Consider the following 14,398-nt stretch of genomic DNA (forward strand, 5'->3'; position numbering starts at 1 on the left):
CGTAGTCGAAGGACTATACGCCAAACTTATTCTTTAACTATTTCGGTTAACTTGTAAATCGCTTGTTTAAAATTGATTCACAACCAATCCCCTATGCGAAACTTAACTAACTTTGCCTTACCAAAACATTTTCTACCTAACGCTGTTTAAACCTCAATCAGAATAAGCTATATATGACTAACAATTTACCCCTGACCGTAAAACGATCGATTGAGCTACTGGGCCTGATGGCTATTGTAGCGGTGATGGTTATTGGACGCGACATTATTATGCCCATGCTCATGGCCTTTTTCATCAGCATTATGCTCCTACCGGTTTACCGCTTTTTAAAAAGAAAAAAAATCCCCGAATCACTCGCTATTATCTTGCCCATTCTACTGGTAGCCCTCTTTGTAGGATTGATTGTATGGTTTTTCTCTAACCAGATCGGTATTCTGGTTAAAGATTTTCCGCAAATTAAAGCCAACGTTAGCCAGCACATTAATTCGTTAAGCGATTGGATTAGCCGTATTACTCATTACGATGACAAACAACAAAAAGCCTTTATACAAGCCAAAAGCGACGACCTGATGAACATGGGCACATCGCTTGCCGGTGGGGCTGCCGTAACCCTGAGTGGTGTTTTTGTATTTATTGGTCTATTGCCCATTTACATTTACTTAATGCTGTTTTACAAAGATATTTTACTTCGTTTTATTTTTATGTGGTTTAAAACCGATGATCACCCTAAAGTAAAAGAAGCTATTTTCGAAACCGAATCAATCATCAAAAGCTACCTAATCGGCCTCTTGATCCAGATTAGCTATATGACCATTTTATTGGGTGGTATATTAATGCTAATTGGCATTAAGCATGCCTTATTAATCGGGGTTATTTTCGCCATCCTAAATCTTATACCCTATGTTGGGGCTTTAATTGGCAATATCATTGGCGTATTGCTAACACTTACTTCCTCGCAAGAACTCTGGCCTGTAGTTACTGTACTGGGCGTAATTGCATTTGTTCAATTTTTAGATAATAACATCCTGATGCCGCGCATTGTGGGTTCTAAAGTAAAAATTAATGCCCTGTTTGCTATTTTGGGTGTATTTATTGGTGGCAGTATTGCGGGTGTTTCGGGTATGTTTTTAGCTTTACCAATTGTGGCCGTGTTGAAAATCATCTTCGATCGTACCGAATCGTTTAAACAATGGGGTGTTTTATTGGGTGATGAACGACCAGCCAAAAGCCCTATGACTTTCCCTGCATTTAGAAAAAAGAAAACTGTGGCTGTAAAATCTGGAACGGAGAAGAAGTAGCTCATAGCTCATAGCTCATAGCTCATAGCATGGAAAAGAAAAAGCATCGAAGGTTTAACCAACGATGCTTTTTCTCTTTTCTGTTATTTATAATATGGCTAAATTCAGATCTCCTGCCCAACATGTTCCATCTTCCCTCTTACATTTTCCATATTACATCCTTTCCGGAGAGGTAATTCCCAGAATAAGCATCCCGGAATAAATAATGTCTGCGGTTTTCTTGCTCAGATTTAAACGGAACTGTTTCGTGTCGCCCTCTTCTGTTTTTACAATTGGTGGCACCTCGTGGTAAAATTTATTGAATAGTTTAGCCAGTTCATATAAATAATTGGCCAAACTCGCCGGACTATAAGCTTTGGCTGCAATGGCAATTTCTGAAGGGTATTTAGCCAGTTGTAAAATCATTTCAAGCTCAACTTCCGATATTCCCGAAAACTGATCGCTACCAGTGCTAAACTGATAATTAGATTTACTTAAAAGCGATTTAATCCTGGCGTGTGTATATTGAATAAACGGACCAGTGTTACCCTGAAAATCGATACTTTCTGCAGGATTAAACAATAAACGTTTTTTAGGTTCTACTTTCAGTAAGAAATATTTTAAAGCACCCAAACCAATATTTTTGTACAATTCGGCTTTATCCTGTTCGCTAAAATCATTGGTTTTACCCAATTCTTCAGTTTTTTCGCGGGCAGTAGTCACCATGCTTTCAATCAGTTCATCGGCATCTACAACAGTTCCTTCACGGCTTTTCATCTTTCCATTCGGTAAATCTACCATGCCGTACGAGAGGTGATACAAACCTTTAGCCCAGCTTTTACCCAGTTTCTCTAAAATCAGGAACAACACTTTAAAGTGATAATCCTGCTCATTGCCTACCACGTAAATCGACTCATCCATATTGAAATCGTCGTGTTTCATCTCAGCAGTGCCCAAATCTTGAGTAATGTAAACCGAAGTACCATCGGCACGTAGCACCAGTTTCTGGTCTAAGCCATCAGCCGTTAAATCAATCCATACCGAACCATCTTCTTTTTTAAAGAAAACACCTTTGGCCAAACCTTCATCAACCGTACCTTTTCCTAAAAGATAGGTGTTGCTTTCATAGTAAAACTTATCAAAGTCTACCCCAGGTTTTTATAGGTAATATTGAAACCGGCGTACACCCACTCGTTCATGGTTTTCCAAAGCGAAACCACTTCTTCATCGCCCTGCTCCCATTTCAAAAGCATTTGTTGCGCTTCTTTAATCAGTGGTGCATTTTTCTTGGCCTCTTCTTCGGTTTGTCCCTTGGCTTTTAAGGCATCTATCTCTTTTTTATATTCCTTGTCAAAAATTACATAATACCTTCCAACCAAATGATCGCCTTTTTCACCTGTACTTTCGGGAGTTTCGCCATTGCCCCATTTCTGCCAGGCCAGCATCGATTTACAGATGTGAATACCACGGTCGTTAACCAGGTTTACCTTTACTACATCGTAACCATAAGCCTTAAGCAATTCAGACACCGAATAACCCAATAAGTTATTACGCACATGCCCAAGGTGAAGCGGTTTGTTGGTATTAGGCGACGAATATTCGACCATTACCTTTTTCCCGTTTGAGGGATACACACCAAAATCTGGCGCTAAAATTTCTTCATTAAACTGCTTTAAGAAATAACTTTCGGCGATACTCAGGTTTAAAAAACCTTTAACCACGTTAAATTTGGTTACATTTTCAACATGGGTAACTAAATATTCGCCAATTTCGGTAGCAGTTTGCTCTGGCGATTTTTTAGAAATTTTGGTAATTGGAAAAACCACAATTGTAGCCTGTCCTTCAAATTCTTTACGCGTTTCTTGTATATTGATTACACTTTCAGCTACTTCTTCTTTATAAAGCTCCAAAATAGCTTTCTGTGTCTCGGTAATAATAAAATTCATGGCGTAAAAATAGAGAAAAAAGTCCGGAGTCGGAAAGTCCGGAGTTAGAAGTATGGAGCAATATTATTTATCCAACTGAAGCCTTCCGCAGGGTTTTGTTTTATGGTTGTCAAAACTTCCGACCGCCGACACCGGACTTCCGGACTATAAAAAAAATGATAGCTTTGTAGCAACTAATTTATTTATGAGCGAGCAGAATCTAAATTTTAAAGTGAATGTAAACACCGAAATCGGCAGGTTGCGTAAATTATTAATTCATAGTCCGGATAGCGGTTTAGGCAAGGTTGTGCCATCAAAAGCGCAAGACTGGCTTTTCGAAGATATTGTACATTTAGATACCATCCGCAAGGGCGAATACGATTATTACATCAAACTGCTGATGTATTTTTTAGATCCTGAAAAAATTAAAGGTAAACTGGCCGAAATTGATTCGGAAGCTGCCAACCGAAATTTTTACAAACCCAATCATCCCGACTTTCACAATTCGACTGCAGTAATCGAAATCCAGAATTTATTGAGCGAAATGCTCGAGGATGAATCTATCAGAAAGAAACTGGTAGCCGCAGTTTGTGCCATTGAAGGCTGTACCTATAAAGTGCAGATTGCGCTCACCAACACCCCAGCCAAAGAACTGGCAGAGATTTTTATTTCGGGTACTTTAGCCAACGATACCATGATCTTTGCGCCAATACCTAATCTGATTTTTACCCGCGATGTGGGGACCACCATTAATAACCACATCCTGTTAAATAAGCCGGCAAAAAAAGCCCGCGTGCGCGAAACCCTTTTAATGCGCTATATTTTCTTTAATCACCCTTTGTTTGAAGCTTACCGCACCAACATCCTCGAAATTCCGGATGTAACCATGCACTTTTTACGCCCGGGCGATGAACCTGCCTTCAGCACCACTTTAGAAGGTGGCGATGTAATGATGGTAAGCCCCAACCACGTATTAATTGGCTGCAGCGAACGAACTTCAGAACATGGAGCAAATGAAGCCATTAAACTATTGTTTGAGCAGAATGTGGTAGAAAAGGTTACTGTCGTAAAAATACCGAGTAAACGCGATTACATGCACCTCGACACCGTTTTCACCCAGGTTAAACGCAATACCTGGGTTATTTTAAATTCGATTGCACACTCACCAAAATACAACCCCTACGAGCCGATCAACTTCTTAAAGGAGCCCGAAAAACTCGAAGCAACTACTGCCATTCAGTTTACCAAAGCCAATCCGCAGGAGCCTAAACATTTCGAACATGTAGAAGCTTTGCTGAACGACATTAGCCAGAACGACCTAAAAAGCACCGAGCCAACTAAGATCATCTATAGTGGAAACAATACATTCCCCTACGACTCAAGAGAACAATGGACAGATTCGTGCAACCTTTTAGCCATTAAAGAAGGTGTGGTTTTAGGTTACGACAGGAACGATAAAACGGTTGAAGCCTTTAAAGCAGCCGGATTTGATGTGATAGACGTAAAAGATTTAATCCAGGATCTGGAAAGTGGCAAGGTAAATGCAGAAACCATAACCGATACTTTAATTTTAATGCCGTCGGCAGAACTTTCGCGTGCCCGCGGTGGTTTCCATTGTATGAGTTTACCAATTTTAAGAGATAATTTGGTTCATTAGTCATTAGTTCATTTGTTATAGTACTGAAAACAAAAGCTATCAACCATTAATTATTAAACATTTGAATTAATCACATCTTATAACCCGCTACTTTATTCTTGCTACTTTAAATACTCAATACTGAAAAATGCAAACTACCAACCATATCCTCATGATCCGCCCTGTCGACTTTAAATTTAATGAGCAAACGGCAGGGAATAACAAATTTCAGGTGGCATCCGAAGCACAGGACGTACAGACACAGGCCTTAAAAGAGTTTGATGGTTTTGTTGAACTGTTAAGGCGAAACGATGTTGATGTAACCGTTGTAGACGATACCCTACAACCCGAAACACCCGATTCTATTTTTCCGAACAACTGGGTTTCCTTTCACGAAGACGGATCGGTTTACCTCTACCCCATGTTTTCTGAAAACCGCCGGTTAGAACGCAGAAAAGAAATATTGGATGGGCTGAACAACCGTTTTGAATTGAACCATGTAAGCGATCTGAGCTTTTACGAAATGCAATATGCGTTTTTAGAAGGAACAGGCAGTATGGTACTCGATCGCACCAATAAAATTGCCTACGCCTGCTTAAGTGTGCGTACCGATGAGGAAGTTCTGAATAACTTTTGCATGCTCACGGGATATGAACCTGTTGTTTTTCAAGCTGTTGATAGTGACAACTTCCCCATTTACCACACCAATGTGATGATGTGCATTGGCGATCGTTTTGCGGTAGTCTGCCTCGATTCGATCCGCAATCCAGAAGAGCGGTTGCAGGTTAGTATCAGTTTAAAAGGAAGCGGCAAAGAAATTATCGAGATTAGCTTAGGGCAAATGAACCAGTTTGCGGGCAATATGTTACAACTTTCGAATGCAGAAGGCGAAAGCTTACTGGTAATGTCAGAGCAGGCTTATTTATCGTTAACCCCTGAACAGATCACGGCTCTGGAACAATACAGCCGCATCATTTATGCGCCACTTTATACCATCGAAAAAAATGGTGGTGGTAGTGCAAGGTGCATGCTGGCCGAAATCCACTTGCCCGAAAAGTAACAGCAAGTTAAACTCGATTATTCCGGCAAGTTTTAGTACTTTCGCCGAAAATTTTCAATCAGATGTCTTTAGTACAACAACTACAAACCCGATCAGGCAATAAATGCGAATTATGTACATCCGAAACCAATTTGTCGGTTTACGAAGTGCCGCCTACCAGCAATGCCAATGCCGACAATAGCATATTAGTTTGTAAAACCTGCTTAGACCAGATTGAAAAGAACGAACAGCTTGATGCCAGTCATTGGAGAATTTTAACAGAAACCATGTGGTCGGAATTTGCTCCGGTTCAGGTTGTGGCCTGGCGCATGTTAAGCCGCTTAAGAAATGAAGGCTGGGCAGCTGATAGCCTGGATATATTATACCTTGATGAGGACACTTTAGAATGGGCTAAAAAAACCGGAGACCATGAACAGGAAGGCACTGTAGAGTTTCATCAGGATAGCAACGGTGCACGTTTATTTGAAGGCGATACCGTAGTTTTGGTTAAAACGCTTGATGTTAAAGGATCAACACTCAGTGCCAAACTGGGTACAGTGGTTAAAAACATCCGTTTAGTGCACAATAATACCAAACAAATTGAGGGTAAAGTAGAAGGACAAACCATTGTGATTTTAACAAAATATTTAAGAAAAGGTTAAGCCCCTTTATCTCGCTGGCGCGCGCTTCCAATTCGTGCTTAAAAAGAATATAGAAAAGCTTCTAGCTAAATAATAATTATGAAATTCGACAATAACCTCATTACTTGTTTTTCTTCTAAACAAAGGCCTTTAAAAATATAACTATCCGGTTCCAAAATTAAACTAATACTCCATAATAAGTGAAACCTTTTTATTTATTACTATCTGTGATAGTGTTTGCTAGCTGTTCAAGCCTAGTAAGTCCCGATGCTTTATTTCAAAGAGGCTGGTACTACGATTTAAAATCTATTAAGCATGTCGGTTTGATTTATTGTTACGAACCAGATGGCACTTTATACTATCGTACAGGCCCAAATGGAGCAAAAATTCGATTAAAATTAGAATCGGTAAAATCAGTTGTAAGACAGGCTGGCAAAGATAGTCTCGTTGTACTGACATATAAAGGGTCAGATGACAAAAAATTTCTGGGGAAATGGTTAGCCACAACCCCTCAGCGAAAGTTTTATTTAAGATATGGATCAATAATGGGGTATTCTGGCCAAAATATATCTAATCAAACTAGCCTTAGATCTAATGTATATGTAAGCCAAGGAGAAGTGCTATTATTTGAAGAAAAAGGTAGTACTTATCCGCTAGATTTCTCCAATTATAAACAACTTGTATCCTCAGCACTATCAGATGAACCTCTACTCTCATCAGAAGTTATGAATTCAAACTTTAAATTTAAAGCCTTAAAAGAATTACTTATAAGATATCAGACAAAAAAAGACAATTTAGCATCAGCTGCTTCAAAGCCATAATTAACTTTTTTTATTTATTTTCATCCTATTTTCCTTGCTGGCGCGCGTTTCCAACGCGTGCCCAAATAGCCTAACGATTGTATCGTTACAACAACATCTTTTCAACAACTGCTACTATAAGCTACAATCCGTTTCTCTACAGTAAAAATATTATCAATACTGTTTAATTCTCGATTTAAAATTACATTTTTGCAAAAATTATTTAAAAGTAAATGCAGAGTTACTCAGAATTTCTCGATCTAAGCGTTGGCTTTCCACAGGAAGGCTTTGATGTTATAGATGATGAATTATATTTTCAGGATTTAAACCTGATGGAAATGATCGAAACTTACGGCACTCCCCTACGTTTCACGTATTTACCCATGGTGAGTAAGAAAATTCAACAGGCGAAGATTCTTTTCCAAACTGCCATTTTAAAAAACAACTATCGTGGCGATTACAAATATTGCTATTGTACTAAAAGTTCGCACTTCAGACACATTGTAGAAGAAGCACTTAAGAACAATATTCACCTGGAAACTTCTTCTGCTTTTGATATGCCAATGGTTGATGCCCTGGAGAAAAAAGGTGCTTTGACCAAAGATACTACCATTATCTGCAACGGTTTTAAAACTTACCAGTACAAACAGTATATCATCGATATGCTGCACGATGGTTACACCAACATTATTCCTGTTTTAGATAACAAAGAGGAATTTAACCTTTTTGATGATGAGGTAGATATCGATACCCCTTGTAACCTGGGAATCCGTATCGCTGCTGAGGAGCAACCCGATTCGCAATTCTACACGTCACGCTTAGGTGTACGTATGGAAGATGTAATTGAGTTCTACAACAATAAAATCGTTCACAACCCTAATTTCAGGGTAAAACTATTGCACTTCTTTATCAATTCGGGTATTACCGATTCGCCATACTACTGGAACGAGCTGGAGAAATATGTAACCCTTTATTGCAAATTCAAAAAAATCAACCCTGATTTAGATACTCTCGATATTGGTGGCGGTATGCCATTTAAAGATTCGCTGGTTTTTGATTTCGATTACGAGTACATGGTAAACGAAATTGTGAAAAGGATTAAAGAAATCTGCGCCATTCACGAAGTAATGGAACCTGATATTATTACCGAATTTGGTAAATACACCGTAGCAGAAGCTTCGGGTATTTTATATAAAGTTTTAGGCCGTAAACAACAAAACGACCGCGAACGCTGGTTAATGTTGGATGGTTCTTTCATCACCAACTTACCTGATGTTTGGGCGCTGAACCAAAAATATATTTTACTACCTATCAACAATTGGGACGCTGAATACGAACGGGTTAACTTAGGTGGTATTACCTGCGATGGACAGGATTATTACAATCAGGAAGCACATATGAACAGTGTGTTTATGCCTAAAACGCGTAAAGTTCAGTATTTAGGTTTCTTCCATACTGGTGCATATCAAGAGGTACTGAGTGGATATGGTGGTATACACCACTGCTTATTGCCTAGTCCAAAACATGTTCTGATTCGCAGAAACCGCGACGAAAGTTTCAACTTCGAAGTTTTTGGAGAAGAGCAAAACAGTAAGCAGGTATTGAAGATACTGGGTTACTAGTCTTAACCGCAAAGGACACAAAAGTTTTTCGCAAAGAGCGCTAAGTATTTACTTGGCGCTTTTTTTATGCGCGCAAAATATTTTCTTTGTGTTTCTTTGCTAACTTAGCCGTTAAAACTTAAAGAAAATCTTAAACATTTTACTATGAAATTCGGCCAAGTAGAAGACCCCTCAATAATAGATTTTAAACTCCCTGTAGATGCACCAGAAACTGCAGCTATTTTAGCAGCCAATAAACCCAAACAGGCTTTTACAGCTCATGTAGGTTGCGCAAAGTGGAATAAGGCCGATTTAAAAGGCTTTTACCCAAAAGGTACTAAAGATGAGTTAACTTACTATGCAACACAGTTCAATTCAATCGAACTTAATGCAACCTTTTATGGCATGCCTTCGAGCGAGCAGGTAATCACCTGGACACAAAAAACACCGGCTGATTTTAAATTCTTTCCGAAATTAACCAATACGATTAGCCATTTTAAAAGACTAATTAACGTAAAGGAACCAGTTGAGCAATATTGCGATGCCATTAGTAATTTTGAAGACAAACTCGGTATGGCTTTCTTACAGCTGCACGATAATTTTAAGCCGAAAGATTTTGAAAGGCTTAAAACCGTAGTAAGCGAATTTCCAAAAGTAATTCCACTGGGTGTAGAAGTGCGTAATGAAGAATGGTTTTCGAATCCGGCTATTGCAGACGAGTTTGCTCAGTTATTTCAGGAAAACGGCGTAGCCAATATTATTGTAGATACAGCAGGTAGACGCGATATGCTGCATATGCGCCTCACTAGCCCAACCGCCTTTATACGTTATGTAGGTGCAAATCACGAAAGCGATTATACGCGTTTAGATGAATGGGTAGAAAGAATTGTACAATGGAAGGCACAAGGACTCGAAAACCTCTATTTCTTTGTACACCAAAACGTAGAGTTAGCTTCGCCCCTATTATCTGCCTATTTTATTGAAAAATTAAACAAAGCAATCGAAACGGATTTAAAAATTCCGGTATTGGCTACCACTACTCCCACACTGTTTTAAACTTACTGTTATTCGAGATTTGTAATCTCGGATAAATGAGTTGTGGATTTTTAACCCACCTTACAAATTTAAACTTATGTCGGGATTTGCAAATCCCGACTAACAACTTCTTTAAATCCTCCTATAAACTGTTTCCGTCGCTTTGGCTTCTTCTCCTTCCGGCGAAACATTATAGGCCGTAAGCACAATTTCATCGGCACTGTTTATTGCTAAAACCGTGCGCCATCCCCAAAGCTGTTCGCCATATTCCGGACTCCCGTATTCACCAAACACAGAAAACCCATTGGCGGTAGCCTCACCACTCGAGAGCATAATCTGCGTGCCCATGTGGAAGCTATCTACCCAGCTTACCGTAAACCGTTGATAAGGAATATCGAAACCAATAATCATTTTACCCTCAAAAGGTTTTCCCTCTAAACTTCCACTATAATCGAACGAAATGAACCGTGCCCCTAAAATAGAAGTAATCGCACCTGCTGACGGCGATTCGTCTGCCAGGATATCTTTTTCAAACCAGGTTTTGGTATTGCCCTTCCAGTTGCCAACCAAACCTTGAAGTTGTTGATGAGCGCCATCTGCTAAAGATTGCTCGAATTTACTTTTCGCCATATCCAAACTTATAAAATAAAGTTCGTCTGCTATAATTATGAAATGAAAACTGTAAATTGATAACTGAAAACTGTACGTATGTTAAAAACGCTAGATCTAAACCAGGTAATGGTGCTCGATATTGAAACCGTTCCACAATACCCGTCATTTCAGGATGTACCTCCTCATTTTCAGGAGCTTTGGGAGCATAAAACACATTACCAGCGCAACCATGACCAAAGTGCAGAAGAATTTTACGAGCGCGCAGGTATAATGGCCGAATTTGGTAAAATCATCTGTATAAGTCTGGGTATTTTCTATACAGAAGAAAAAACAAACAAACTGCGAATCAAGTCTTTTTCTGGTCATGATGAAGGGGAAATACTCTTGCAATTTTCGGCATTACTCAATAAACAAACGCCAAACTTAATGTTCTGCGCCCACAACGGAAAAGAGTTTGATTTTCCCTACCTGTGCCGCAGGCTCTTAATTAACCGCATCGAAATTCCCCTCCAATTGCAATTAGCGGGTAAAAAGCCATGGGAAGTAAACCACATCGATACCATGGAGCTCTGGAAATTTGGCGACCACAAACATTTCACTTCGCTCAACCTGCTTGCAGCCATTTTGGATATTCCCACCCCAAAAGACGATATCAACGGCAGTCAGGTGAAACAGGTATACTACGAAGAAAAGAACCTGCCGCGGATTGTTACCTATTGCCAGAAAGATGTAATTACTACGGCACAGGTATTGTTAAAATTTAAAGGAATGGACATAATTCCGGCAGAAAACATTACCATTGTAGCCTGATGAGAGAGCTAAAACTAAACATCCCGCAATACTCCAGAGAAAGCGGTGCTGTCTGCAACTGGGAGGATGGTTTTATCATTAGAACTGATGTAGTGAATGATCAGATAGTGATTAGTGCAAACCAGGCAGGATTAATCTCATTAGCAAAACACCTGCTTTTTCTGGCACAAAACGAAACTCCGTTAGATTGCCACTATCATTTAGATGAATACAATAGTCTGGAAAATGGATCGAAAGAAATCATAATCTCTAAAATTTAATGCTAAACGTTGAGAACTTAAATATCGATTTCTATAACCAAGAAGATAAAAACTGGTTTAGCGTCGTTAAAAAAATCAGCTTTAATGTAAAAAAGGGCACTGTTTTAGGCATTGTGGGCGAATCGGGCTCTGGTAAATCAGTTACCTCATTTTCAATTATGCGTTTACATGATGAACGCCTTACAAAAATTACCGGCGGCATTGATTTTGAAGACATTAGCCTGCTTAATTTAAATACTAACGAAATTAGGCAGATTAGAGGGAATCAGATTTCGATGATTTTCCAGGAACCCATGACTTCCCTAAATCCGGTTTTTACCTGTGGTGACCAGGTGGCAGAAGCCATTATCCTGCACCAGAAAGTAGGTAAAACCGAAGCAAAAAAACAAACTATTGCCTTATTTAACGAAGTTCAGCTTCCCCGGCCCGAAAAAATATTCGACAGTTACCCGCACCAGATTTCGGGCGGACAAAAACAGCGGGTAATGATTGCCATGGCATTGAGTTGCAATCCAAAATTGCTTATTGCCGACGAACCTACAACTGCCCTGGATGTTACCGTACAAAAAACCATCCTGCAATTGCTGCTTAAACTCAAAACAGAGCGCAATATGGCCATGATCTTTATTTCGCATGATTTAGGTGTGGTAAACGAAATCGCCGATGAAGTTGCCGTGATGTATAAGGGCGAAATTGTAGAGCAGGGACCAGCAAAATCAGTATTCGAAAATCCACAACATCCCTATACCAAAGGTTTACTGGCCTGCAGACCTTCACCACACCTGCAATTAAAAAAATTACCTGTTATAGCCGACTTTTTAAACAACGAAACCGGTGATATGCCTGCTTATTTACAGCTATCGAACCAGTTAACTGCAACTGAAATTGCGCAACGACGGCAGATACTTTACCAGCAAAAACCATTGTTGCAAGTTAAAGGTTTATGCTCCTGGTACCCTATCCGCAACGGATTGTTCGGTAAAACTACTGATTATGTTAAAGCTGTTGACCAGATTAATTTTGAAGTTTTCCCAGGAGAAACCTTAGGCCTTGTAGGCGAATCGGGTTGCGGCAAAACAACCTTAGGCCGTACCATTTTAAGACTTATACAACCAACATCAGGCAGCATTGTATTTAACGAACAAGACATTACACACCTGGGCAAAGGCGAACTGAGAAAGCTTAGAAAAGACATACAGATTATTTTTCAGGATCCCTATGCTTCGTTAAATCCGAAGCTAAGCATTGGTCAAGCCATTCTTGAACCTTTACAGGTACACCAACTTTATCAAAACGATGCCGAACGAAAAGAAAAGGTATTGGAATTACTGGATAAGGTTGGCTTAAAAGCAGAACATTACAACCGCTATCCGCACGAATTTAGTGGCGGCCAGCGGCAACGGGTGGTAATTGCCCGGGCTTTGGCGCTGCAACCTAAATTCATCATTTGCGATGAATCAGTATCAGCGCTCGATGTTTCCGTTCAGGCACAGGTTCTTAACCTGATTAAATCTTTACAGGCAGAATTTGGCCTGACTTATATTTTCATTTCCCACGATCTGGCTGTGGTAAAACACATTTCAGACCGTATTTTAGTCATGAACAAAGGAAAAATTGAAGAAGAAGGCTTTCCCGAGCAGTTATTCAGCTCGCCTAAAGCCATTTATACCCAAAAACTTATAGCAGCCATTCCCGGGCACCAATAAATATGTTTAGATTTTTCAGCGTAGTTACCCTTTTGTTTTTCACCTTCAACGGTTATGCACAAAAAGTAGAAATTGTGCAGTCAAGCCCTGTTTTTAACCAGGTTCCTTTCGAAGCCTGTCATGCCTCAACCCTGGTTAACCTCGGAACGGAAAAATTATGGCGGCCTGGTTTGGCGGTAAACACGAAGGCAGTAAAGATGTGGTCATCTGGTCGGCTGTAAAAAATGGCAAAACCTGGAGTCAGCCTGTTGAAATTGCCAATGGGATACAAAATGATACCAGTCGTTTGGCCTGCTGGAATCCGGTATTATTTAAAGCAGAAAACGGGGTCTTATTTTTACATTACAAAGTAGGGCAAAATCCGCGTACCTGGTGGGCCGAATACAAAACATCGGCCAACAATGGCAAAACGTGGTCGAAAGCTAAAAAACTGCCTAAAGATTTTTTAGGTCCCATTAAAAATAAACCCATACAGTTAGCAAACGGAAATATCCTCTACCCATCGAGTACAGAAAGCCTGGATGAAAAAACATGGAATATCCATATTGAAAAATCAGATGCAAAAGGCAAAAACTGGAAAAAAATCAATATCAATTGCGATACTTTTGGCGTTATTCAGCCATCTATTCTTAGCTATCCCAATGGCAAATTACAGCTGCTGTGCAGAAGCCGGCAAAATGTAATTGTAGAAAGCTGGTCTGCTGATAATGGTGAAACCTGGTCGAAACTTAAGCCTACACAATTGCCTAACCCGAATTCGGACAGCGATGCCGTAACCCTACAAGACGGCCGCCAATTGCTCATTTACAATCCACAAACGGCTGGTAAAAACTGGTGGGAAGGCCGGACTGTATTAAAGCTGGCCATATCTACCGATGGCGAAAACTGGAAAGATATTTATACTCTCGAAAATCATTTAAAAGGCGAATTCAGCTACCCGGCCATTATTCAGGATAAAAAAGGGAATATCCACCTCAGTTACACGGCGGAGCGCAAAAATATTACCTATGTAGAGCTTAAATTAACAGAATAGTAACTAGAGGTTTCTTGCTACCT

12 protein-coding genes and 1 pseudogene are annotated in these 14,398 nt (G+C 39.8%); 11 read left to right on the plus strand and 2 right to left on the minus strand.

What is annotated here, in order from left to right; all coding sequences use genetic code 11:
- The first annotated feature begins 173 nt into the window (after window positions 1–173).
- A complete protein-coding gene (locus G7074_RS25915; RefSeq protein ID WP_166212196.1) occupies window positions 174–1,298 on the plus strand; it encodes an AI-2E family transporter in 1,125 nt (374 codons plus the stop codon).
- 153 nt (window positions 1,299–1,451) lie between these two features.
- Here G7074_RS25915 and argS read toward each other — a convergent pair.
- Window positions 1,452–3,223: pseudogene (argS, locus tag G7074_RS25920) on the minus strand (arginine--tRNA ligase).
- 184 nt (window positions 3,224–3,407) lie between these two features.
- On the opposite strand from argS, the gene G7074_RS25925 reads away from it, so the two are divergent.
- The 6 genes from G7074_RS25925 (at window position 3,408) to G7074_RS25950 (ending at window position 9,975) form a co-directional block, all read left to right on the plus strand.
- On the plus strand, window positions 3,408–4,859 hold the full coding sequence (locus G7074_RS25925) for an arginine deiminase family protein (protein ID WP_166212199.1): 1,452 nt from the start codon (window positions 3,408–3,410) through the stop codon (window positions 4,857–4,859).
- A 127-nt stretch (window positions 4,860–4,986) separates the two neighbouring features.
- Complete coding sequence (gene ctlX, locus G7074_RS25930; protein WP_124558496.1) at window positions 4,987–5,898, plus strand: citrulline utilization hydrolase CtlX; 912 nt, start codon at window positions 4,987–4,989, stop codon at window positions 5,896–5,898.
- A 62-nt stretch (window positions 5,899–5,960) separates the two neighbouring features.
- Complete coding sequence (locus G7074_RS25935) at window positions 5,961–6,539, plus strand: PhnA domain-containing protein (protein WP_124558497.1); 579 nt, start codon at window positions 5,961–5,963, stop codon at window positions 6,537–6,539.
- Window positions 6,540–6,718: 179 nt separating this feature from the next.
- On the plus strand, window positions 6,719–7,339 hold the full coding sequence (locus tag G7074_RS25940; protein WP_166212202.1) for a hypothetical protein: 621 nt from the start codon (window positions 6,719–6,721) through the stop codon (window positions 7,337–7,339).
- A 212-nt stretch (window positions 7,340–7,551) separates the two neighbouring features.
- Window positions 7,552–8,940: an arginine decarboxylase gene (locus G7074_RS25945; protein WP_090764474.1), complete on the plus strand. Its 1,389-nt coding sequence runs from the start codon at window positions 7,552–7,554 to the stop codon at window positions 8,938–8,940.
- 144 nt (window positions 8,941–9,084) lie between these two features.
- Window positions 9,085–9,975, plus strand: coding sequence for a DUF72 domain-containing protein (locus G7074_RS25950; protein ID WP_166212205.1), 891 nt, complete (start codon window positions 9,085–9,087; stop codon window positions 9,973–9,975).
- A gap of 111 nt (window positions 9,976–10,086) precedes the next feature.
- On the opposite strand, the gene G7074_RS25955 is transcribed toward G7074_RS25950, so the two are convergent.
- Window positions 10,087–10,584, minus strand: coding sequence for a DUF1579 domain-containing protein (locus G7074_RS25955; protein WP_124558500.1), 498 nt, complete (start codon window positions 10,582–10,584; stop codon window positions 10,087–10,089).
- 78 nt (window positions 10,585–10,662) lie between these two features.
- On the opposite strand from G7074_RS25955, the gene G7074_RS25960 reads away from it, so the two are divergent.
- The 4 genes from G7074_RS25960 (at window position 10,663) to G7074_RS25975 (ending at window position 14,375) form a co-directional block, all read left to right on the plus strand.
- Window positions 10,663–11,376, plus strand: coding sequence for a 3'-5' exonuclease (locus G7074_RS25960; protein WP_124558501.1), 714 nt, complete (start codon window positions 10,663–10,665; stop codon window positions 11,374–11,376).
- Entirely contained in the window at window positions 11,376–11,636 is a 261-nt protein-coding gene (locus G7074_RS25965) for a hypothetical protein (RefSeq protein ID WP_124558502.1), read from the plus strand. Before G7074_RS25960 ends, G7074_RS25965 begins: the two co-directional genes overlap by 1 nt.
- Window positions 11,636–13,342 (plus strand): ABC transporter ATP-binding protein, encoded by a 1,707-nt coding sequence (locus tag G7074_RS25970; RefSeq protein ID WP_166212208.1) that lies wholly within the window; start codon window positions 11,636–11,638, stop codon window positions 13,340–13,342. Before G7074_RS25965 ends, G7074_RS25970 begins: the two co-directional genes overlap by 1 nt.
- A 157-nt stretch (window positions 13,343–13,499) precedes the next feature.
- Window positions 13,500–14,375 carry an exo-alpha-sialidase gene (locus G7074_RS25975; RefSeq protein ID WP_205944126.1) on the plus strand — a complete coding sequence of 292 codons (876 nt, stop codon included), beginning with the start codon at window positions 13,500–13,502 and terminating at the stop codon, window positions 14,373–14,375.
- The last annotated feature ends 23 nt before the right edge of the window (window positions 14,376–14,398 follow it).

The organism is Pedobacter sp. HDW13 (assembly GCF_011303555.1).
Classification (GTDB): domain Bacteria; phylum Bacteroidota; class Bacteroidia; order Sphingobacteriales; family Sphingobacteriaceae; genus Pedobacter.